Source organism: Desulforamulus aquiferis, from assembly GCF_030577015.1.
Lineage (GTDB): Bacteria > Bacillota > Desulfotomaculia > Desulfotomaculales > Desulfotomaculaceae > Desulfotomaculum > Desulfotomaculum aquiferis.
Genome location: NZ_JARPTC010000002.1, coordinates 161412 through 183894 on the forward strand (window position 1 = coordinate 161412; position 22483 = coordinate 183894).

At 44.7% G+C, this 22483-nt stretch carries 23 protein-coding genes, 4 tRNA genes and 1 riboswitch; of the genes, 22 read left to right on the forward strand and 5 right to left on the reverse strand.

The window, feature by feature from the left end; all coding sequences use genetic code 11:
- Positions 1-13 precede the first annotated feature (13 nt).
- The 9 genes from hemC (at position 14) to P6N53_RS01950 (ending at position 8340) form a co-directional block, all read left to right on the forward strand.
- On the forward strand, positions 14-943 hold the full coding sequence (gene hemC, locus P6N53_RS01910; protein WP_304540719.1) for a hydroxymethylbilane synthase: 930 nt from the start codon (positions 14-16) through the stop codon (positions 941-943).
- A gap of 3 nt (positions 944-946) precedes the next feature.
- Complete coding sequence (gene cobA, locus P6N53_RS01915; RefSeq protein ID WP_304540721.1) at positions 947-2470, forward strand: uroporphyrinogen-III C-methyltransferase; 1524 nt, start codon at positions 947-949, stop codon at positions 2468-2470.
- An 89-nt stretch (positions 2471-2559) separates the two neighbouring features.
- Entirely contained in the window at positions 2560-3735 is a 1176-nt protein-coding gene (gene nirJ1 / locus P6N53_RS01920) for a putative heme d1 biosynthesis radical SAM protein NirJ1 (protein ID WP_304540723.1), read from the forward strand.
- Positions 3736-3753: 18 nt separating this feature from the next.
- The gene (gene hemB / locus P6N53_RS01925; RefSeq protein WP_304540725.1) at positions 3754-4734 is read left to right on the forward strand and encodes a porphobilinogen synthase; all 981 of its coding nucleotides are present in this window, start codon (positions 3754-3756) and stop codon (positions 4732-4734) included.
- Positions 4735-4737: 3 nt separating this feature from the next.
- Positions 4738-5730: a putative heme d1 biosynthesis radical SAM protein NirJ2 gene (gene nirJ2, locus P6N53_RS01930; RefSeq protein WP_304540727.1), complete on the forward strand. Its 993-nt coding sequence runs from the start codon at positions 4738-4740 to the stop codon at positions 5728-5730.
- Positions 5731-6198, forward strand: a complete 468-nt coding sequence (ahbA, locus tag P6N53_RS01935) for a siroheme decarboxylase subunit alpha (RefSeq protein WP_304540730.1) — start codon at positions 5731-5733, stop codon at positions 6196-6198. It abuts the gene before it with no gap.
- Between the two features lie 13 nt (positions 6199-6211).
- Positions 6212-6685, forward strand: coding sequence for a siroheme decarboxylase subunit beta (gene ahbB, locus P6N53_RS01940; protein WP_304540731.1), 474 nt, complete (start codon positions 6212-6214; stop codon positions 6683-6685).
- Between the two features lie 11 nt (positions 6686-6696).
- Positions 6697-7998 carry a glutamate-1-semialdehyde 2,1-aminomutase gene (gene hemL / locus P6N53_RS01945; RefSeq protein WP_304540732.1) on the forward strand — a complete coding sequence of 434 codons (1302 nt, stop codon included), beginning with the start codon at positions 6697-6699 and terminating at the stop codon, positions 7996-7998.
- Between the two features lie 30 nt (positions 7999-8028).
- Positions 8029-8340 (forward strand): YbjQ family protein, encoded by a 312-nt coding sequence (locus P6N53_RS01950; protein WP_304540734.1) that lies wholly within the window; start codon positions 8029-8031, stop codon positions 8338-8340.
- A gap of 100 nt (positions 8341-8440) precedes the next feature.
- Here the strand turns inward: P6N53_RS01950 and P6N53_RS01955 are convergent, their stop codons facing one another.
- Positions 8441-8860: a chemotaxis protein CheW gene (locus tag P6N53_RS01955; protein ID WP_304540735.1), complete on the reverse strand. Its 420-nt coding sequence runs from the start codon at positions 8858-8860 to the stop codon at positions 8441-8443.
- 356 nt (positions 8861-9216) lie between these two features.
- Here P6N53_RS01955 and P6N53_RS01960 point away from each other — a divergent pair, with 356 nt between their 5' ends.
- From P6N53_RS01960 to P6N53_RS02015, 12 genes are all read left to right on the forward strand, one after another.
- Complete coding sequence (locus P6N53_RS01960; protein WP_304540738.1) at positions 9217-9465, forward strand: TM1266 family iron-only hydrogenase system putative regulator; 249 nt, start codon at positions 9217-9219, stop codon at positions 9463-9465.
- Between the two features lie 11 nt (positions 9466-9476).
- Complete coding sequence (locus P6N53_RS01965) at positions 9477-10901, forward strand: aspartate ammonia-lyase (RefSeq protein ID WP_304540739.1); 1425 nt, start codon at positions 9477-9479, stop codon at positions 10899-10901.
- Between the two features lie 12 nt (positions 10902-10913).
- Entirely contained in the window at positions 10914-12143 is a 1230-nt protein-coding gene (gene hydF, locus P6N53_RS01970) for a [FeFe] hydrogenase H-cluster maturation GTPase HydF (RefSeq protein WP_304540741.1), read from the forward strand.
- A 15-nt stretch (positions 12144-12158) separates the two neighbouring features.
- Positions 12159-13223: a [FeFe] hydrogenase H-cluster radical SAM maturase HydE gene (hydE, locus tag P6N53_RS01975; protein ID WP_373322972.1), complete on the forward strand. Its 1065-nt coding sequence runs from the start codon at positions 12159-12161 to the stop codon at positions 13221-13223.
- 33 nt (positions 13224-13256) lie between these two features.
- Entirely contained in the window at positions 13257-14720 is a 1464-nt protein-coding gene (gene hydG / locus P6N53_RS01980; RefSeq protein ID WP_304540746.1) for a [FeFe] hydrogenase H-cluster radical SAM maturase HydG, read from the forward strand.
- Between the two features lie 184 nt (positions 14721-14904).
- Positions 14905-15516 carry a GntR family transcriptional regulator gene (locus tag P6N53_RS01985; protein WP_304540748.1) on the forward strand — a complete coding sequence of 204 codons (612 nt, stop codon included), beginning with the start codon at positions 14905-14907 and terminating at the stop codon, positions 15514-15516.
- Between the two features lie 487 nt (positions 15517-16003).
- Positions 16004-16143, forward strand: a riboswitch (cyclic di-AMP (ydaO/yuaA leader).
- Between the two features lie 7 nt (positions 16144-16150).
- Entirely contained in the window at positions 16151-17422 is a 1272-nt protein-coding gene (gene eam, locus P6N53_RS01990) for a glutamate 2,3-aminomutase (protein ID WP_304540750.1), read from the forward strand.
- A 103-nt stretch (positions 17423-17525) separates the two neighbouring features.
- On the forward strand, positions 17526-17723 hold the full coding sequence (locus P6N53_RS01995) for a hypothetical protein (RefSeq protein WP_304540751.1): 198 nt from the start codon (positions 17526-17528) through the stop codon (positions 17721-17723).
- A gap of 126 nt (positions 17724-17849) precedes the next feature.
- Positions 17850-18923 (forward strand): SIR2 family protein, encoded by a 1074-nt coding sequence (locus tag P6N53_RS02000; RefSeq protein ID WP_304540752.1) that lies wholly within the window; start codon positions 17850-17852, stop codon positions 18921-18923.
- A 336-nt stretch (positions 18924-19259) separates the two neighbouring features.
- Positions 19260-19475 (forward strand): hypothetical protein, encoded by a 216-nt coding sequence (locus P6N53_RS02005; RefSeq protein WP_304540753.1) that lies wholly within the window; start codon positions 19260-19262, stop codon positions 19473-19475.
- A gap of 147 nt (positions 19476-19622) precedes the next feature.
- On the forward strand, positions 19623-19955 hold the full coding sequence (locus P6N53_RS02010; RefSeq protein ID WP_304540755.1) for a hypothetical protein: 333 nt from the start codon (positions 19623-19625) through the stop codon (positions 19953-19955).
- Positions 19956-20188: 233 nt separating this feature from the next.
- Complete coding sequence (locus P6N53_RS02015) at positions 20189-21442, forward strand: L-lactate MFS transporter (protein ID WP_304540757.1); 1254 nt, start codon at positions 20189-20191, stop codon at positions 21440-21442.
- A gap of 92 nt (positions 21443-21534) precedes the next feature.
- On the opposite strand, the gene P6N53_RS02020 is transcribed toward P6N53_RS02015, so the two are convergent.
- Positions 21535-21621: transfer RNA gene (locus tag P6N53_RS02020), tRNA-Leu, on the reverse strand.
- 259 nt (positions 21622-21880) lie between these two features.
- On the opposite strand from P6N53_RS02020, the gene P6N53_RS02025 reads away from it, so the two are divergent.
- A complete protein-coding gene (locus P6N53_RS02025) occupies positions 21881-22039 on the forward strand; it encodes a hypothetical protein (protein WP_304540759.1) in 159 nt (52 codons plus the stop codon).
- A 76-nt stretch (positions 22040-22115) separates the two neighbouring features.
- Here the strand turns inward: P6N53_RS02025 and P6N53_RS02030 are convergent.
- From P6N53_RS02030 to P6N53_RS02040, 3 genes are all read right to left on the reverse strand, one after another.
- Positions 22116-22190: transfer RNA gene (locus tag P6N53_RS02030), tRNA-Gln, on the reverse strand.
- A gap of 3 nt (positions 22191-22193) precedes the next feature.
- Positions 22194-22279, reverse strand: a tRNA-Tyr gene (locus tag P6N53_RS02035).
- Between the two features lie 14 nt (positions 22280-22293).
- Positions 22294-22369: transfer RNA gene (locus P6N53_RS02040), tRNA-Glu, on the reverse strand.
- Positions 22370-22483 lie beyond the last annotated feature (114 nt).

Here is a 22483-nt window from a genome sequence, read left to right on the forward strand (position 1 = left end):
TTGGGAGGCTACCATGAGACGTAAAGTTACCGTAGGGACCCGGGATAGTGCCTTGGCCCTGTGGCAGACACGATGGGTTATAGGGCAATTGGAAAAGCAGCATCCCGAAGTTACCTTTGAAGTGGTGGAGATGAAGACCAAGGGTGATAAGATGCTGGATGTGGCTCTGGCCAAAATTGGTGACAAAGGACTTTTTACCAAAGAGCTAGAGATAGCCATGCAAAACAAGGAAATAGATTTTGCAGTTCACAGCTTAAAGGATATGCCCACAGCATTGCCTGAAGGCTTGACCATTGGGGCAGTATGTAAAAGGGATAACCCGGGGGATGCCCTTGTTTCTAAAGATGGCAGGAAACTCTCGCAGCTTCCCAGGGGTGCAAGAATAGGTACATCCTCCCTAAGACGCTGCGCCCAGCTGCTAAGCTACCGCCCGGATCTCCAATTGGAATCCCTCAGGGGAAATTTAAATACAAGAATGAAAAAATTGGCTGCAGAAAGACTCGATGGAATAATCCTTGCTGCGGCAGGGATTATCAGAATGGGATGGGAAGATATGATTGCTGAGATAATTCCTTTTAATATATGCTTGCCCGCCGTTGGTCAAGGAGCAATTTCAGTTGAATGCCGTGAGGATGACAGGGATATACTGGAAATGCTAAAGACCATTGAACATTCTGAAACCAGGGTTGCTACCGATGCGGAACGCTCCCTTTTAAGGCACCTTGAGGGAGGTTGCCAGGTACCCATTGGGGCCTACGGACAAGTAAAAAATAAAAGGTTAACCTTATCTGCGCTGGTGTCTACACTGGACGGCAGTCAGGTTCTTAGAACCCAGGGGGAAGCAGAAATAGACGGAGCTAAGGCCCTGGGTATAGAGGTGGCAGAGAAATTACTTACTATGGGTGGCAAGGAAATTTTGCAAAAAGTTAGGTCAGGGGAATGATATATGGCTAAAGGTATTGTTTATTTAGTTGGAGCAGGACCCGGAGACCCGGGACTAATTACAGTAAAGGGATTGGAGTGCATTCGCAAGGCCGACGTTCTGGTTTATGATCGTCTGGCCAGTCCAAGGTTGCTGTCCTATGCCAGGCACGGTGTAGAAAGAATCTATGTTGGTAAATCTCCTGACCGTCATGCCATGACTCAGGATGAAATAAATCACTTGCTTGTTGATCTTGCAAGGGCAGGGAAGGTTGTTACCAGGTTAAAGGGTGGCGACCCATTTGTATTTGGACGGGGTGGAGAAGAGGCTGAATTACTGGTTGAAAATGGCCTGCCCTTTGAGGTTGTGCCGGGAATTACTTCTGCCATTTCTGTTCCAGCCTATGCTGGTATTCCGGTAACTCACCGGGGTTATACTTCTACCCTGGCCATCATAACCGGCAACGAGGACCCCCATAAGGATGATTCCAGTATTGCCTGGGATAAGCTGGCTACCGGAGCCGGCACATTGGTATTTTTAATGGGCATGGGAAATTTGCCCGGCATATGCGCCAGACTAATGGAGTATGGAAGAGCCGTGGACACACCGGTGGCCCTTATTCGCTGGGGAACCAGGCCTGAACAGAGAACAATTACAGGAACTTTAGCAGATATTAATGAAAAGGCTGCCCAGGCCGGCTTTAAAAACCCTGCTGTTATAGTAGTAGGAGAAGTGGTCAGACTTCGGGATAAATTGGCCTGGTTTGAAAATAGGCCCCTTTTTGGTAAACGCATCATAGTTACCCGCTCAAGGGAGCAGGCTAGTGTTTTGTCTTCGGCTATTGAAGTTTTAGGGGGAGAAGCGTGGGAATTTCCCACCATTCAAATAGCACCCCCTGAAGATATGGGTCCTTTAGATAAAGCCATAGCAGATGTGCGCTCCTTCCGCTGGGTAATCTTTACCAGTGTCAATGGAGTAAAAATGTTTTTTGATAGGATGTTGGCCAAAAGAAAAGACATTAGGGATTTAACAGATGTCAGGCTTTGTGCCATTGGTCCGAGAACCAAGGAAGAACTGGAAAAGCGGGGACTAATGGTAGATTATGTGCCCGGTGAATATAGGGCTGAGGAAATTGTCGAGGGCTTAAAGGGAAAGGTTCTTCCTGGAGATAGGGTATTGCTACCTAGGGCTGACATTGCCAGAAAACTACTCCCGAAAGCCTTAGAAGAAATGGGAGCCCAGGTTGAGGAAGTAATTGCCTACCATACAATTTTGGGAGATGGGGATGCAGCTGCCATAAGGGAAGGGCTTGTCAGTGGCGAAATCAATGTGGTTACATTTACTAGTTCATCCACAGTGCAAAACTTTGTTAAACTAGTAGGGGAAGAAGGTTTGCAGGCATTGATGGAAAATGTTGTGGTGGCTAGTATTGGGCCTATCACCTCCCGTACTGCCAGGGAACTGGGGTTGCGGGTGGATTTGGAAGCCAGTGAATATACCATAACTGGCTTAGTAGAAGCTATTATTACCCATTTTTCACAGAAGTAATAAAACAAACCTACCGGCCGGGAGTCCTTTCTTTCTCCCGACCGGATTAAATTTTATGGAATTATACTATTAGTAAAGGTGGGAGCTAGATGATCGGTATTAGTAAACTGCTTTGTGGAACGGAAAACTTTGGAGACAGTCTGCGATATGCCCAGGGCTCCCGGGGACAGGTACATGGTGCCGTTACTGGGCATGGACCTGTTGTAGTTTGGAATTCTACCCGCACCTGTAACTTGAAATGCCGTCATTGTTATTCAGAATCCGATAGTAAGAAGTACGGCGAGCTAAATACCGAAGAAGCCAAGGAATTTATTAATGACCTGGCCGAATTTAATGTGCCTGTGTTACTCTTTTCAGGTGGGGAGCCTTTGGTGCGTCCAGATTTTTTTGAATTAGCTGAATATGCAAAGATGAAGGGTATTAGAACCACAATTTCCACCAATGGCACCTTGATTACCCCGGAAGTTGCCCAAAGGCTAAAAAATATTGGGGTAGGCTATGTGGGAATAAGCCTTGATGGAATCGGTGAGGTTAACGATATATTTAGGGGCAGGCAGGGGGCCTACCAGGCAGCCCTGGCAGGTATCAGGAACTGTTTAGCTGTGGGTCAGAGGGTTGGCCTGCGCTTTACCATTAACCGGCATAACCACAAGGAATTAGATAAGATATTTGATTTAATTGAAAGGGAAAATATACCTAGAGTTTGTTTTTATCATTTAGTCTACTCGGGACGTGGCAGTGAGATGATTAAGGAAGATATTAGCCATGGGGAGTCCCGGGAAGCCCTGGATTTAATCATTGAGAGAACCTTGGATTTCCATAAGCGGGGTTTAAATAAAGAAATACTAACAGTGGATAATCACGCCGATGCCATATATATATATTTAAAATTACTTGAAGAAAACCCTGAACAAGCCAAGCATGTTTTAGAGCTGCTATCCCGCAATGGGGGAAACAGAACAGGTATTGCCATTGGTGAGGTGGATTGGGAAGGTAACGTCCATGCGGATCAGTTTACACGAAACCACCGTTTTGGCAATGTACGGGAGAGGAAATTTGGTGATATTTGGACTGACCTAAGCAATCCAATTTTAGCGGGGCTTAAGGATCGAAAGCCGTTACTAAAGGGGCGCTGTGCCCGCTGCCAGTGGCTAAATTATTGCAATGGTAATTTTCGGGCCAGGGCTGAAGCGGTGCATGGAGACTTTTGGGCAGAAGATCCCGCCTGCTATCTGACTGATGAGGAAATAGGAATTAAGGTTTGAATGTGAGGTGTTTGTGCCATGACGAGTTTTCCACAGCTGCGCCATCGGCGTCTAAGGGGCAGTGAAAATATTAGAAGATTAGTAAGGGAAAATAAGGTTTCCCTGGATGATTTAATCTACCCGGTTTTCGTAACCTTCGGGCAAGGAGTGCGGCGGGAAGTAGCCAGTATGCCAGGAATCTATAATCTCTCCATAGATACTCTTCTAGAGGAAGCTAGCAAGGTAGCTGAAGCCGGCATTCCTGGGATATTGGTTTTTGGTATTCCCGAGGAAAAAGATGAGGTTGGTTCCGGGGCCTATGCCAGGGATGGTATCGTCCAGCAGGCAGTCAGGGCATTAAAACAAAAATTTCCCGAGCTATTAGTAATTACGGATGTATGTCTATGCGAATATACCAGCCATGGTCATTGTGGTCTGATAGTTGGTAATACTGTAGATAACGACTCCAGCTTGGAGCTAATTGCCGAGACTGCCCTATCCCATGCTGAGGCTGGGGCTGATATGGTTGCCCCTTCCGACATGATGGATGGAAGGGTAGCTGCCATCAGACAGAAACTGGATCAAGCAGGATTTACCAATATACCCATAATGTCTTACTCTGCTAAGTATGCCTCAGCATATTATGGACCCTTCAGGGAGGCTGCCGGCTCTACTCCCCAATTTGGTGATAGGAAGACCTATCAAATGGACCCTGCCAACGGTGATGAGGCCCTGAGGGAAACCAGGCAGGATCTTGAGGAGGGTGCAGATTTAGTAATCGTCAAGCCAGCCCTGGCTTATATGGATATCATTGGCCGGGTCAAAGACGAGTTTAGCTGCCCGGTGGTTGCCTATAATGTCAGTGGTGAATATGCCATGGTCAAGGCGGCAGCAAAAATGGGCTGGGTGGATGAACAAAAGGTGGTATTGGAGACACTGGTTGGCTTTAAAAGGGCCGGTGCCGATATCATTATCACTTATCATGCAATGGATGTGGCTCGGTGGCTTAAGGAGGGCTAATAAATGATTATTTCATGGAATACCACCAATGCCTGTAACCTTTACTGTGCCCACTGTTACCGTGATTCCGGCGTTAAGGCAGAGGATGAGCTAACCACAGAGGAAGGCAAGAGGCTTATTGACCAAATTGCCGAGGCAGGCTTTAAGATTATGATTTTCAGCGGCGGGGAGCCCTTAATGAGGCCGGATATCTATGAGCTTGTGTCCCACGCCAGGGAAAAGGGTCTGAGGCCGGTCTTTGGCAGCAACGGCACTCTGATTACCCTGGAGGTTGCCAGACGTCTCAAGGAAGCCGGTGGTATGGCTGTAGGCATAAGCCTTGATAGTGTAGATCCCCAAAAACACGATAAATTTAGAGCCCAGGAAGGCTGCTGGCAAGCAGCTATCGAGGGAATGCGCAACTGCCGGGAGGCAGGTTTGCCTTTTCAAATTCATACCACAGTTATGGATTGGAACTATGACGAGGTGGAGGAGCTTACAGATTTGGCCGTAAGGGAGGGGGCCATGGCCCACCATGTATTTTTCCTGGTACCCACCGGACGGGCTGTTAATATAGAACAGGAATCCTTACGGGCAGAGCAGTATGAAAATCTGCTAAAAAGGATTATGGAAAAGCAGAAGCAGGTAGATATTGAGCTAAAACCTACCTGTGCGCCTCAATTTATGAGAATTGCCAAGCAGCTTGGTGTAAATACCCGTTTTCAAAGGGGTTGTTTAGCTGGGACAGCCTACTGTATTATAAGTCCAAAGGGAGATGTTCAGGCCTGTGCCTATCTAAATGTTCCCCTGGGCAATGTTCGGGATACCTCCTTTGTGGATATCTGGCAGAATAATGCTGTTTTGAAGGAATTAAGGACCCTCGAATATAAGGGTGGCTGCGGCACCTGTGGCTATAAAAAAATCTGCGGGGGTTGCCGGGCCCGGGCACATTATTACCATGGTGATTATATGGCCGAAGAACCCTGGTGCCTGTTCCATGGTCGAAAGGGGTATTAAATGCAGTTAGACAACACAGACAGGCGTCTATTAAATTTAATTCAAACGGATTTCCCCATCTGTACTGAACCCTATCGGGTTTTGGCTGAAAAGCTAGGGACAACCGAGGAAGATGTTTTGCATCGTTTAGAACAGCTAATGAGTAATGATATAATTCGCCGATTGGGTGGAGTTTTTGACTCCAGAAAGCTAGGCTACAAGGGAACCCTCTGTGCCATTAAGGTTCCTCCTGATCGCATTGATGAAGTAGCTGCAATAATTAACGGCTATATAGGCATTACCCATAATTATCTGCGTGATCATGAGTACAATATGTGGTTTACTATTTTAGCCCAATCGCCCCAAAAGGTGGAACAAATTCTTCAGGAAATTAAAGAAAAGTCAGGAATAGATGAATTGATCAATCTTCCTTCTGAAAGATTTTTTAAGGTACTGGTAAGTTTCAATGTAAAAGATAAAGAAGAATAGTACGGGGGAGAATATGTCATTAAGTGAGATTGATAAGCAGATAATTATGGAGCTGCAAGGGGGCTTGCCCCTGGTGAACAGACCCTTTGAAGTACTAGCCCGTCGGGTGGGTATTTCCGAGGAAGAATTTATTCAGAGGGTCCACGCAATTCAGCAGCAAGGGGTACTGAGAAGGATTGGTGCGGCCCTTAGACACCGTAAAGTTGGCTTTGTGGCCAATGCCATGATCGTCTGGTCAGTGCCGGAGGACAGAATAGAGGAAATTGGTAGCCAAATGGCCGGTATACCCGAGGTGACCCACTGTTACCAGAGAAAGACGGCACCTGATTGGCCCTATAATTTTTATACCATGATTCATGGTCATAACCGTGAAGAATGTGAGAAAACAGCTAAAAAACTAGCAGAAGCCATAGGCATTGCAAAATATCGCCTATTATTTAGTGTTGCGGAATTAAAGAAAAGCAGCATGAAATATTTCATGGACTAGGAGGTTACCAAATGGCTCCCAGCTATCAAAAATCCAGAGCAATGTTTGAGGAGGCCCAGCATTACATTCCAGGAGGAGTTAATAGTCCCGTTCGTGCCTTTAAGTCTGTGGGAACTACCCCACCCTTTATAGCCAGAGCCAATGGTTCACGTATTTGGGATGTGGACGGAAATGAATATATTGACTATGTGTGCTCTTGGGGTCCATTGATTTTAGGTCATCGCCATCCCGCTGTGATCCACGCCATCCAGCGCTGTCTGGAAAGGGGAACTACCTACGGTGCACCAACGGATTTGGAGCTAACTTTAGCTCAAATGGTATGCGAGGCACTCCCGTCAGTTGAGATGGTAAGGATGGTTAATTCCGGTACAGAGGCCACCATGAGTGCTCTTCGCCTGGCCAGGGCCTATACCGGAAGGAACAAGATTGTTAAGTTTGAGGGTTGTTATCACGGACACCATGATTCTTTACTTATTAAAGCAGGTTCTGGTTGTTTAACCCATGGAGTACCCACAAGTCCTGGGGTGCCTGAGGATATTGCAGGGAGTACAATAAATGCGCGTTATAACGATATGGAGCTTCTGGAGAAAATTTTTTCCGAGGCTGGTAATGATATTGCCGGTATTATAGTTGAGCCTTTGGCGGGGAATATGGGTGTTGTTCCCCCGGCAAATGGTTTTCTGGAAGGTCTTAGGGAGCTATGTAACAAACATGGTGCCCTGCTAATATTTGATGAGGTTATTACCGGCTTCCGACTGAGCTATGGTGGTGCCCAGGCTTACTACAATGTTATGCCTGATCTGACCTGCCTTGGAAAGATAATTGGTGGGGGACTTCCTGTGGGTGCCTATGGTGGTTCCAGGGAAATAATGCAGATGGTGTCACCTGCCGGTCCGGTTTACCAGGCTGGCACACTCTCGGGAAACCCCTTAGCCATGTCTGCCGGTATTGCCACCTTGGAGCAGCTTCAACAGCCTGGTGTTTATCAGGAGCTTGACCGCAGGTCTGCCCTGCTGGCCCAGGGAATGGCCCAAGCTGCCAGGGCGGCAGGAGTGCCCGTAAGCCTAAATCGGGTTCAATCCTTACAGTGCAGCTTCTTTACAAAGCATCCGGTAACTGACTTTGCCAGTGCATCCACCTCAAACACTAATGACTATGCCACATTCTTTAGGAGCATGCTGGAACAAGGCATTTATCTGGCCCCTGCCCAATTTGAAGCTGCCTTTATCTCAACAGCCCACACGGACAATGATATTGAACGTACTGTTGAAGCAGCCTTTAATGCCTTTAAGGCAGTGGCTGAAGGTAGGTAATAGTAAAATTAGTAACGAGGAGGAAGAGTTATGATTGTTACCACTACCCCCACCATTGAAGGAAACCCCATTAAGCAATATTATGGCCTGGTTTGTGGAGAAGCCATAATGGGTGCCAACATAGTAAGGGATCTTTTTGCCACCATTACTGATGTGGTGGGTGGACGCAGCGGGGCCTATGAAAGCAAACTTGCCCAGGCCAGGGAAATTGCCCTGGCTGAAATGCAGGAGCAGGCACGTCGCAAGGGTGCCAATGCAGTGGTCGGAGTAGATCTTGACTATGAGGTAGTAAGGGATGGCATGCTTATGGTAACTGCTAGTGGAACAGCAGTAGGTATATAAAATAGCCAGCGATAAAGCACGGGATAAATCCCGTGCTTTAATAATAATTTAAAAAGATATTTACCATACCTATGGCAAGGCTGTCCTGTACATAAAGAAGTTACAGAACTGTATCCAAATTAACCAAGAGCCAGAGTTGGTCACCTTTTTTTACTACACCCTTTAGGAAATCCATGTTATCACCTATCATATGGGGAGGTTCCACCTCTTCATTGGTATAGCGCCCAACCTCCAGGACACAGTCAACAATCATGCCAACCTTGTTACCCTTGTTTTCAACCACGATGATTCTGGTATCCTCGGTACCTGGTGTCTCGGGTAGGCCAAGACGTCGATTTAGACTGATAACTGGTAAAATTGTCCCCCGGAGGTTAATGATACCCTCGATGTGATAAGCGGTATTGGGCAATTTGGTTACATCCGCCATTCTGATGATTTCCTGGGTTTCATTAATGGGGAGGGCATATTGCTGGTCGTTAAGTTGAAATACAACTAATTGATCTTCCTGACCTACTGCCATTATAATCACTCCTTTATTTTCGAAGCAGAAGGGATTAACTAGTTTATTCTCCATCTGTCGAAAATTTCCTTTACGATAAAAAAATTGTAAGGATTAAGTTATAAAAAATTAAAGATTACATTGTGGTTACAATTTGGCAAATAAGTAAAATAATAATTGACTGAAAATTTTATCTATGTATAATAAAAGTAGACCTAACAGATCGAGTGCGCTTGGTCCGGAGGGTTTGACAAAGCAGGATGTTCCCTGAGGAGAAGGGCAGTGGCCTTAGACCAAGGGGTATGCCGTTAAGTGGTGTACGCAACCCGTCTATGCCTTTTTCCGGCTTGACGGGTTTTTATTTTTGGAGGTGTGCTATGAATCGTCGTATCGGTGTGGTCGGTATAGTTATCGAGGACAGGGCTAAAGCAGCTGAAATTAACAATATTTTGAGCAACTACTCAGAAATAATCATAGGACGTATGGGTATACCTCACAGGGAAAGGGCTTTATCAGTTATATCCCTAATTGTTGAGGGCACCAATGATGAGATTGGGGCTATGACTGGAAAACTGGGTAATATCAAGGGTGTTCAGGTAAAATCAGCCCTAAGTACAAAATTTTAACAGGGGGGTGAATGGATTTGGAGTACCGTACGGAACAGGATGTAATTGGCACAAGAAAGCTACCCATTAATGCCTATTACGGTATCCATACCCTCCGGGCCGCAGAAAATTTTAATGTATCCAGCCAACTGGTGCATCCTGAATTAGTCAAGGCCATGGCAGTGGTAAAGCAGGCTGCTGCTGAAACAAATATTTCCCTGGGTAAACTGGACCCTCAAATAGGAAATGCCATATTCCAGGCCGCCATGGAGGTGGCCGAAGGGCAAATGACAGAGCAGTTTATCGTGGATGCCCTGCAAGGTGGGGCCGGGACCTCCACCAACATGAATGTCAATGAAGTAATAGCCAATCGGGCCATAGAAATTTTGGGTGGGAAAAAGGGTGATTATGACCTGGTCCATCCCATAAACCATGTAAATATGTCCCAGTCCACCAATGACGTTTACCCCACTGCTTTAAGGATTGCGGCCATCAGGCTGTTAGTACACCTATCAACTGCCTGTGCCACCCTACAGGGAGCCCTGCAGGCCAAGGAGGCCGAATTTGCGGGGGTCCTAAAGGTAGGCAGAACAGAGATGCAGGATGCTGTGCCCATCACACTGGGTCAAGAGTTTTCAGCCTGGGCTGAGGCCATCGCCAGGGATCGCTGGCGGCTGTATAAGGTGGAGGAAAGACTGAGGCAGATAAACCTTGGGGGTACAGCCGTAGGAACAGGTCTTAATGCAGAAAGAAAATATATTTACTCAGTCATTGAGCGACTAAGGGCACTAACGGGACTAGGGTTGGCCCGCAATGAGAATATGATTGACGGTACCCAAAACGCGGACGTTTTTGTGGAGGTCTCAGGTTTAGTAAAGGCCTGTGCCGCTAGCTTGGTAAAAATAGCCGGAGATTTAAGGCTATTGTCCTCCGGACCCAGGGCGGGCTTTGGGGAAATTAGGCTGCCGGATTTGCAGGCGGGGTCATCAATTATGCCGGGTAAGGTAAACCCGGTAATGCCGGAAATGGCAACCCAGGTGGCCTACCAGGCCATGGCCCAGGATTTGGCCATCACCCTGGCTGTCCAGGCGGGGCAGCTGGAGTTAAATGCCTTCTTGCCGCTGGTAGCGGCCAATCTTCTGCCGGCCATGGAAAGCCTGAGTAAGGCCATGCTCCTACTGGCAGAACGCTGTATCAAAGGTATTGAGGCAGTTCCAGATAAATGTCTTGAGCACCTTCACAATAGTGTAGGAATTATCACGGTGATTTCACCCCATGTGGGGTATGATATAGCCTCGGAACTTGCCAAAAAGGCTTTAAGGACGGGAAAGCCGGTCAGGGAAGTGATACTGGAGGCGGGACTATTTACTGGGGAAGAACTGGACCAACTATTAAGACCGGAAGAAGTGACAAGGCCGGGTATAGCAGGAACTAGAAAGAAAAAACAACCTAGCTAGGGAGGCGATAACATGGACACCACCCCAAGGGGAAACAGACTTCATATAGCCATATTTGGACGAAGAAATGCAGGAAAATCCAGCTTGATAAATGCCTTAACTAACCAGGATATTGCTGTAGTATCCAATGTTCCCGGAACCACCACTGATCCTGTATATAAGGCCATGGAAATACTTCCCGTAGGCCCGGTGGTAATTATTGATACAGCCGGTATAGATGATACAGGTGATTTGGGTCAGTTGAGGGTTCAGCGCTCCATGGAGGTTCTAAATAAGGCTGATATGGTGCTGCTGGTCATGGACTCCGGTGCAGGCCTAACTGAATTTGAACAGGATATCACCAACCGCTGCAGGGATAAAAAATTGCCGGTGGTAGTGGTCATAAATAAAATAGATGCCACTCCCATAACCCCAGAGGAACTAGCAGAATACAAGGAAAAGCTAGGTTCAGAGCCGGTAGCGGTGAGTGCCCTTACCAAAGCAGGTATTGGTGAACTGAAAATTGCCCTGGTTAAAGCTGCTCCTCCCAGTTGGGATGAACAGAGTATTGTCGGTGATTTACTAAACCCCGGGGATTTGGCAGTCCTTGTTGTGCCCATTGACCTGGCTGCTCCTAAGGGAAGGTTAATATTACCCCAGGTACAGACCATCAGGGATATTCTGGACCATGATGCCATGGCCTATGTAGTTAAGGAGAGGGAACTTAAGGAATGTATTTCTACCCTAAATAAAAAGCCTAAAATCGTTATAACTGATTCCCAGGCCTTTTTAAAAGCCGATGCAGATACTCCGCCGGATGTATTATTGACCTCCTTTTCTATCCTGTTTGCCCGCTATAAAGGGGACTTGGAAACCTTGGTGGCCGGGGCTAAGGCCATTGAAACACTAAAGCCCGGTGATAAAGTGCTGATAGCCGAGGCCTGTACCCATCACCGGATGGAAGATGATATTGGAACGGTGAAAATCCCCCGCTGGCTCAGGCAAATAGTGGGTGGAGAGCTGGAGTTTCATTGGAGTAACGGACATCGCTTTCCCCAGGAGCTTTCAGAGTATAAGCTGGTGGTTCACTGTGGTTCTTGCATGATTAACAGAAGGGAAATGCTGTCCCGCATCATGCAGGTGCAGCAGGCAGGAGTCCCTATAGTAAACTACGGGGTTTGTATCGCTTACGTTCAAGGTATTCTCAGGAGAGCCCTCTCTCCCTTCCCGATGATTCAAGGTATTTTAGATGATGAAGAATAATATTGGAAGGGGTTGATACCCTTGAGAGAAGAGTTTGCCAAAGCATTGGAGAAAGGAGCCTCGGGGGGGGGATTGGACAGAGAGGATATTATTACTCTGCTCCAGGCATTACCAGGAGAAGAGGAAGAGGGTTTATTCGGCCTGGCTGATAAGGTCAGACAAGAGAATTTTGGTGAAGAAGTTCATCTAAGGGGTATTATAGAGTTCTCAAACTACTGTAGAAATGACTGCTTTTACTGTGGATTGAGACGAAGCAACAGGGAGATTAGAAGGTACCGGATTCCCCTGGAGGAAATCCTGGCTGCAGCGGAATATGCAGCTGGTCTCGGCTACGGAACCATTGTACTGCAGGCCGGTGAGGACCCCCACTACTCAGGTGCAGAACTGGCCGAGATGGTGCGCAGGGTAAAAGAAGTAGGGAATTTCGCAGTTACTGTCTGTGTTGGAGAAAGAAGTCTTGAAGATTATCAACTAATTAAAGAGGCAGGGGCGGATCGCTATCTGCTTAAGCATGAAACGGCGGATAGTGGCCTCTTTAGCAAATTGAGACCTGGCACTACATTGGCAGAGAGGATTAAGAGGCTTAACTGGCTCAGGGAGCTAGGATTCCAGGTAGGCTCTGGAAACATGGTGGGCCTGCCGGGTCAAACGGTGGAAACCCTGGCCGATGATATCCTGCTTCTAAAGGAGCTGGATGTGGAGATGGCCGGCATAGGACCTTTTATTCCCCATGAGCAAACCCCAGTGGGAGACAGCTCTCCCGGGGATCTGGGTCTTACCTTAAGGGTGTTGGCAGTGGCAAGATTAGTACTACCTAAGACACATCTGCCAGCCACCACGGCAGCGGGAACCCTCCACCCAAAGGGGCGACAGATGGCCTTGGGCTGCGGTGCCAATGTAATTATGCCAAATTTGTCTCCCGCCAGTTACCGGGCCCTCTATCAAATTTACCCTGAGAAAGCCGGCAGTAAGGAAGATGCCGATGAATCCCACGGAAAGATTACTTCTCTAATAAAGGAAATAGGTCGCAGCGTCGGAAGTGGACGGGGAGACAGCCCTAAGGATAAATTTAGAGAATAACGGCGGATAGCCGGTGAAAGGCGGTTGATTTGAATGGCAATTAATAAGGCTGAGATTTATAACAACCAGTGGGAGCGGGCAGATTTTATTAATGATCAGGAAATCAATAGGATTTTGACTGAGGCTAAAGATATTTCTCCCGATAAAGTAAGAGAGGTAATTGAAAAGGCCAGGGAAGCAAAGGGTCTGACACCTGAAGAAGTTGCCATATTACTTCAAAATGAAGATAAGGAGCTACTGGACTTAATGTACCAGGTGGCCAGTGAAATAAAGCTAAAGATATATGGCAAGCGCCTGGTAATGTTTGCACCATTATATATTAGTGACCACTGTGTAAATAACTGTACCTATTGCGGCTACCGCCGAGATAATAAGTTTAAGCGTCGTAAACTGAGTCAAGAGGAAGTAGCCGAGGAAGTAAAGATTCTTGAGTCCCTGGGGCACAAGAGGCTGGCTGTTGAGGCCGGGGAGCACCCTGTGGAATGTACCATTGATTATGTGCTAGAGAGTCTAAAGACTATCTACAGCATCAAATTTGATAATGGCAGTATCCGTCGCTGCAATATAAATATTGCTGCCACAACAATTGAAGATTATAAGAAATTGAAGGATGCAGGCATTGGTACTTATATTTTATTTCAGGAAACCTATCACCGGGAAACCTATGAAAAAATGCATCCCAGCGGGCCTAAGGCTGACTATGACTGGCACACCACAGCCCACGACAGGGCTATGCTGGCAGGTATTGATGATGTAGGCTTTGGTGCTCTATTTGGCTTGTATGACTATAAATTTGAGGTTATGGGACTGATGATGCATGCCCTGCATCTTGAAGAACGTTTTGGGGTAGGGCCTCATACCATCTCAGTACCCCGCCTTCGACCAGCCAGTGGTGTGGATTATGATAACTTCCCATATCTGGTTAATGACGAACAGTTTATGAAACTGGTGGCAATTATTCGCCTGGCTGTACCCTATACCGGAATGATTATTTCTACCAGAGAACGTGCTGAATACAGAGATATGCTGTTAGATCGCGGGATTTCCCAGATATCCGCCGGTTCCTGTACTGGTGTAGGAGGATATAAAAAAGAGGCTGATAAAAAGAATTCCCTTAAACTTGAGACTGCTGGGTGTGATGAGGAAGATGCCCCTCAGTTCTATGTAGACGATCACAGAACACCGGATGAGGTGCTCCGTGGAGTTTGTCAGTCAGGCTGGCTGCCCAGCTATTGTACCGCCTGTTACCGCAAGGGCCGTACAGGAGATCGCTTTATGGCCCTGGCTAAAACAGGAGAAATACAAAACGTTTGTCAGCCTAATGCCATACTAACCTTCAAAGAGTACTTAATGGATTATGCTTCCCCTGAGACCAAGGAGGTTGGCGAAGAGACAATCCGTAAACACCTTGGCGAAATAAGTAATGAAAAAATTAGGGCCGTTACCGAGGAGAGACTAACGCAAATTGAAGCTGGTGTGAGGGATCTTTATTTCTAGAGCTTATAACGAGCCGCGGCTGCCATTAATTTTGGTACCGCGGCTTTAGCTATATATTTGATGATTATCTCCAAAACTGTATTTTTGTACTGACTTTGACTTATTTTTTACTTCTACACTTTTTTATTTCATCTGTCCCGGCTATAATAGGATATTATCAAAGCTTTTTCTGGAGGGTACCTTTTTGCCGAACAGTGAAGTACACTTAGCAAGATATATTACTATTGCAGCAGATATTGCAGATCGCATTGTGCGAGGGGAATACCAGGAAGGACAAAAGATATTTGGCCGATCTACTTTAGCGGGTAAATATAATGTTTCGCCGGAGACAATACGCCGGGCCTTAACCCTTTTACAGGAAGTAGGGATAGTCCAGGTGGCTCCGGGAATTGGCGTTGTGGTTCAATCTGTGCCGGCTGCACAAAAGTATATGCAGGATTTTGATCAGCGCAGGGTATTGGCAGGTATCCATGAGAGACTCCATGAATTAGTTAGGGAAAGGGATAAAATTAACGACGAAATATCTAAGCTAATGGAAGAACTCATGGAGCACACACTTCAGTTGGAGACCCGTCTTTACAAGATCGAGGAGTGGAAGGTGTTAGCTGAATCTCCCTTGGTGGGTCTTTCCTTGTCAGAATCTAGATTAAATGAAAGTAGAGTTTTAGCTATCCAACGAAAAGGTGAGGAAGAAATAGTCGATCCTGATCCCGACAGGGTGATTCAAGGTGGAGATATCTTAACTATTTATGGAACGGTTAATCCAGAATGTAAGGATGGCTTAGTAAGGGTCTAACAGATTGTTAACAAGGTGTGATAAACACCTTGTTCAGCCTGTTGAAAAGGATTCAACTGGGTTTTAATAATCCCGAACAGCGACATTCGAAGCAGTGGAAACAGCGCTTCGCGAAGCTGAGGATGCGAAAATGGGTGAGCGGACATGGATGTCCGCGAAAGCCTGAGGTAAACACGATGTTTACTCGAAGGCGGCCCATTTTCGCACGAAGCAAGGGATTAGCGCTGTCCACTGCGGAGAGAGGAGTCGTGAGGGATTATTAAAACCCGAATATAGGTAGTTTCTCGACAATCTGAACAAGGTGTGATAAACACCTTGTTTTTTTTTTGGACTTGTCATTGTTATCCAAAGATGCAGGTGATTACTTCAAATAAATATTAAAAGTTTCTTAAGAATACTTAAGTTGACCATGCATGACATTGTATACAGGCAACCTTTATGTTAAAATTAAGTTGTGGCAACTTGCTAGTAATATGATGTTGCCTGTAAAAATATGTTGCTTAATCCTGATAACAGGAGCGGAGGAACCGACCTTTTGGGGTGAATCCAGTACCAGGTACTGGTAGGGTTTTATCCTTTCGACCCGAACCCGTCAGCTAACTTCGTAAGCGATAAGAGAAAGGGAGGTATGTTTATGTCCGTAAATTTGAGACATGAAGAACTACAGCTGGAACAGGAGAAAAGAAGAGTAGCTTTAAGAAGAGCCAGGGAACTCAAAGCAAGAATTGATGGTTACTTAAAAGAGAAACAAAACATACCTAATGGGTTTGAGATTCAGGAAGAGTATTGCCAAGCCAAAGCAGCTATCTTGAACTATTTTCAAGCAGGCGAAGAGCAGTGGAAAGATTGGCATTGGCAAATGACAAATCGTATTAGGGATGTAAAAGTGCTAGGAAGCCTACTAAAGCTTACCTCAGAGGAACTTGAGGACATAGACAAGGTTGGCAGGCACTATCGCTGGGCAGTATCACCCTATTATCTAGCACTTGCCATAGCCGGTGGAGTAAAAGGTCCTGTATGGGTTCAGGCAATACCCAGTATTGAAGAAACAAAGGATAGGTATGGTGCCGAGGACCCTATGGGAGAAGAGTTTACCTCACCTGCCCCAGCTATCACCAGAAGATATCCCGACAGACTCATTATTAATGTAACTAACCAATGTGCCATGTATTGCCGCCATTGCCAACGTCGTAGAAATATTGGTGAGATAGATGTGCATAAGCCGCGGAAAGCACTGGAGTCAGCAATAAAGTACATTAAGGAAAACACTGAAATTAGAGATGTACTTATTACCGGGGGAGATGCACTGCTCCTATCGGATAAACAAATTGACTGGTTGCTGACCGAGCTGGATAACATTCCCCATGTTGAGATTAAACGTATTGGCACTAGAACTCCTGTTACCATGCCCCAGAGAATAACGCCAGAATTATGTGCAGTTCTAGAAAAACATCCGCCCATTTATATTAACTCTCAGTTTAACAGCCCCTTAGAAGTTACGCCGGAGGCAAAGGAAGCCTGCGATAGACTCATTAAAGCTGGAGTTGTACTTGGCAACCAAGCAGTTTTATTAAAGAACGTAAACAACAATGCCAATGTAATGAAGAAACTAAATCAAAGCCTATTAAAAATTCGTGTTCGGCCCTACTATATCTTCCATGCCAAAGCCGTTAAGGGCACAAGACATTTTATTACAGGTATAGATGAAGGAATTGAAATTATGGAACAGTTGAGGGGTCATACATCTGGACTGGCTGTTCCAACTTATATCATCAATGCACCCAATGGATATGGCAAAACACCCATATTACCCCAATATCTTGTGGAAAATAAGGGTGAGCAAATAACCTTGAGAACATGGGAAAAAAGAATTATACCTTATAACCTGGGAGGTAAGTCCCACTAATAAAAAATAATCCTGATAATTTATCAGGATTTTTTTTATGCTTGACAAGAACAAGTGTTTGGTATAAGATATCATCAACAAACAGGTGTTCGGAGTGATGTACATGAAAAGTGCTGAGCTAAGGTTTGATTTTCCGGTTGTCAATAATACAGTAACTAACCCAGAGCTGGAGATTGTTGATGAAGTTACCGACTGGTTAGAGAAAGAAGACTCAGAACTGGCCAATGCCTTTGGATTTGGTATCTGCTATATTGCCTTGTTTTTCTTCTCGGCACAGATATTAAGGTTTATTTTTATATAAATATTCCCGCCCAATACTTCTTGCATAAAAGTGTTTAGAAGAGATTAACTCTGGTTAATACCAGGGTTATTTTTTTTCTAAGGAACCATAATAAATGTTACCGAAGTAAAGCCAGGGAGGAAAAAAGTGTCAAAAGTATATGTGCTGGGAGCAGGAGCGGGGGCTTCCTATAGAGGTTCCTTTTTAGGAGAAACTAGCCCTGTAGCAAAAAACTTTTTTGAAAAAGCCATGAAGGTCTTGAACATCCATAAAATAAGAGATAGGCACTTCAGAGACGGAAATTTAAAATACGAACATATATTTAACTTTATTGAACTATTTTGGGGTGTTCCCAGGGAAAAGGTGAATCAAGCAACTTTGGACATGGAAGAGGTTCTAACCCTGTTAAGTATTGAGTTAGAGGAAGATATTCCTGGCAGGGAAAGGCTGTTGCAGGCATATGAGGAATACCTCTTATTGATGGCCCTCACCTTTGATAAAATACTTTACGGTGAGCCCTGTCCCCATCATCGCAGTATTGCCCAATCCCTTGAGCCAGGTGACAATATAATTTCTTTTAATTACGAATTACTCATGGATTTTGCCCTTTACAAGTTGCAAAAACCTGGCTTGGTCTGGTCCATTAGGGATGGCTATGGTATTTTCTGCCAACAATTAAATAGTGTTCAAGAAAAAAATACTCTAAGGAAGGAAAACTCCAGTGTCAAACTTCTTAAGCTGCACGGTTCCTTAAATTGGCTTTACTGCCCCAGTTGTGGTCAACTGTATACCTATGAGCATAGTGACCCACAGGGTAATAGTGTAATTATAAACGGAATGGCCAACATGGTAAAATGCGCTACAGAACATTGCTGCCATAGGCTCAGCAGAGTAATTATACCCCCAACCCTAATGAAGAATTATCAGTCCATACCCTTTATTCCAGAGCTTTGGCGACAGGCTAGGGAAGCATTAACCAGGGCCAGGGAAATTATTGTGATTGGATACTCCTTTCCCACTACGGACTTTAGGTCTAATTGGATGTTTCGCAAGGCCATGGTTCATAATGATGCATTGGAAAAGGTAGTCATCATAGATGCGGCAGAAGGTTATCAGCTAGAAACTCTTCTCGCCAAACATAGGAGTATATTCCGTATGCAAGAGCTGAAGTTTTATCCAAGCATTTCTAAATATACCGAGGAACTAAATAGCCTATCTTAGGGTCTACAACATGGATAAGAAGAATCCAGCGGGGTAAGATAAAACCAAAGCCCACCCGTCGCTTGTGGAATGCGCGGAAAGGTTAACGGGCAAAGGTGTCAACAAAACCACTGGAAAAACCGACACCCATGGAAGGGTAGGGGGTTGCCTTTCCAATAGACCTCTGGCTTTTCGCTAGGGGTCTACTATATGGGCTATACTAATTAATATTTGTGCTATCATATTGACTTATTAGTTATCTAAAGTATAATTAAATAAAGAAACTGAATATTGAAAACTAACTGAAAGTTACCTGCGGTTACCTACATATTAACTTTCACTAGGAGGGATACCGTAATGACACAATTTGTAAAGAATTGTCCGACCTGTGGGCAGATACTGGTTGAAAAACTAGTAAATGTTACGGTGGAGGAAGATATCGCAGTCTGTTATGCAGAATCTATACCTGCCTTGGTTTGTGTAAATGCAAACTGCGATAACAGAGAGAAATACTTTGCACCATTCTCTTATAATCTATTAAGAATGAAATGTCCTGAGATTAGAAGACTATAAAGTTTCTCAACCCGGCAATGGCCGGGTTTTTTATAGTTAGAAAGTAATAACAATAGAATCAATAGGCAGCCTTAGTTTTAGTTGAAATGATACCTGCTATAATTTTATAATAAACTAATACAAGAATTTTACCAGGAGGATTGTCTAATGAAGATAGGAAACTTAGAAAAGCCAACCTATAACCACATTCGTGAAATCTTTATTTCTTTGATCGAAGAGCTTAGTGGGTCTAGACCAATAACTGAGGACTTATGGTCAAGTATTTCTGACGAAGAAACCAGAGAGAAAATTATAAAGGAATTTGTTAGAAGAATGGAACAGGCATACTCCTTTGAAATAGTTTTGAAGGAATCTCTAAAAGATAGGGAGGGTTCGGTGGAGAGTGTAGCCGGTGAATTATATCATGTATTTTCAACTATGTTCCTTGTTGAGGCAATAAACTCAAAATTGAGGGCAGGACAAGGGAATATAGAAATATGATCTATAAAGAGAAGCACGTGCAAATGCAGGTGCTTCTCTTTATAGAGGGAAGTTTCTGATTATTAAATAATATTAAATGATAATTATGTCTATAAATTTGACAAGTAATGATGTATTATAATAATTACTTTACACTCCATAATATAAATTCTATTTTATAGGGAAATTTACAAGTAATAGCAAGGAGTGTTCTCGGTATTCAAAATATTATAAAAATTAAAGGAGCTGATTAGTTGAATCAAGTTGTTGACCAAGAAAGTACAGAAAACAGGTGGCTGCCTGTCATTGCCGGTATTGCTATCCAACTATGCCTGGGTACGGTATATATTTGGGGTGTATTTCAGCCCGCCGTGGTTAAACTTTTTGATTGGTCCCAGGCCACCGTTGCCCTGACCTTTTCCCTGGTCCTTGGTATCTTTGTCTGTGGGAGCACCATAGGCGGAATGCTTCAGGATAAATTTAGCCCTAAACCTGTAATTATTGGAGGGGGAATAATATTAGGCATCGGCGTGTTTTTGGCCTCCTTTACCACTGCAGAACGCCCCTGGTGGTTGTGGTTAACCTATGGTGTTATTGGTGGTTTTGGAATGGGCACTACATATCCTACCATAATTGCTTGCTGTCAGAAATGGTTCCCGGACAAAAGGGGGTTAATAACTGGCTTGATAGTATCTGCCCTTGGTTTTGGGGGGGTAATATTTACACCATTAGCCCGATATTTGATTAGTAGTCGTGGTGTTTTGGAGACTTTTGTATGGTTTGCTGCCATTTTTACCACTGTATGCATAATAGGAGCCCAGTTTATTAAAAATCCACCGCCAGGATATAAACCCGCTGGCTGGACACCTCCAGTTAGCACTGGAGGTACCTTGACAAAGCAAAATTTCACCACCAGGGAAATGGTTTATACACCCCAATTTTATATGGTATGTATCACCCTGATGTTAGCCACTGCCGCAGGCTTAATGGTGATTCCCTTTGCCAAGGTGCTAGGCATACAAGGGGGACTTTCTGATGCAGCGGCCACCAGTGGGGTAATGGTTATTGCACTTTTTAATTCCTTTGGTCGACTCTTTTGGGGAGCTATGTCGGACAAATTGGGAAGAAAAACAACCATCATTTGTCTTTTGATAATAGCAGGGTTATGTATGCTTTTCTTAGCTAAAGCACAAGGCTACTCCGTTCTTGTTTTAATAGCTATTATTGCCTTTGCCTATGGCGGCTACCTTGGCGTATTTCCTGCCATAACAGCAGATTTTTGGGGTCTACGCAATATGGGTATGAATTATGGCATCATACTCCTTGGTTTTGGTGTTGCAGCGGTGGTTTCACCCTATGTGGCTGGGTATATACATGATACAACTAACGGATTTGAAACATCCTTTTTGATTACCGCCATTGCATCCTTTATAGGTGCTGTATTATTCTTCTTTTTAAAACCACCTGGGTATAAATCGACCCGAATAGATACTGGAATAAGTAAATAGCATATTATAGTAAAACTCCTCACCTTGAATTTTGCAAGGTTAAGGAGTTTTATTAGCATAAAAAAAGAACTGCTTGTTGCAGTTCTTTTTGTTGGTGCGGCAGAAGGGACTTGAACCCCCACACCCTAACGGGCATAAGAACCTGAATCTTACGCGTCTGCCAATTCCGCCACTGCCGCATTTTAACTTGTTTCGAGGGACTTTGTCCCGCCGACAATGATTATTATATTATATTGTTATTTGCTATGCAAGAGTAAATTTTTATAAAAAAGAAAAAATGCCCGACCAAAAATAGTCGGACAAAGAGGTAACATTTCAAGTGTAATATTATTATGCCACAAATAATCAAAAAACTAAGACAAGTAGGCGACAATTATGTAAATATTATTGTAATTATTAAGGAAACAATAATAAGGAGTAAAGTATGGAGGTGATGAAATGGCGAAAAGGATCAAGGGCCTCTTAAAAAATGCCGGAACTACAGGGGAAGGGTCTCTGGTAGGTAAAGGTGGATATCATGAAACCTGGGATACCGGAAAGGCCAATTATATAAAGAAAATCCAAAAAATGACCGGGATTAACCGACCTAGTGAGTAGGATTGCCAGGTAACTATCGTTCATTACGAAAGCCTCAGCCAAGCAAAAAAGATGTGCATTGCACATCTTTTTTGCTTGGCTGAGGCGGCTGGATTTGAACCAACGAATGCCGGAGTCAAAGTCCGGTGCCTTACCGCTTGGCGACGCCCCAATATGGTGGAGGGAGAAGGATTCGAACCTTCGAAGTCGTCTGACGGCAGATTTACAGTCTGCTCCCTTTGGCCGCTCGGGAACCCCTCCGTAATATGTAAAATTGGTGACCCCTACGGGATTCGAACCCGTGTTACCGCCGTGAAAGGGCGGTGTCTTAGGCCGCTTGACCAAGGGGCCAATTTAGTTGAACTCTTACTGCAACGGTTCTAATTATAACAAAACATTTTGTTTGTAGCAAGTGTTTTTAATAAGTAAAATTTAACAATGCGAAATAAATTTTATTAATTTTGT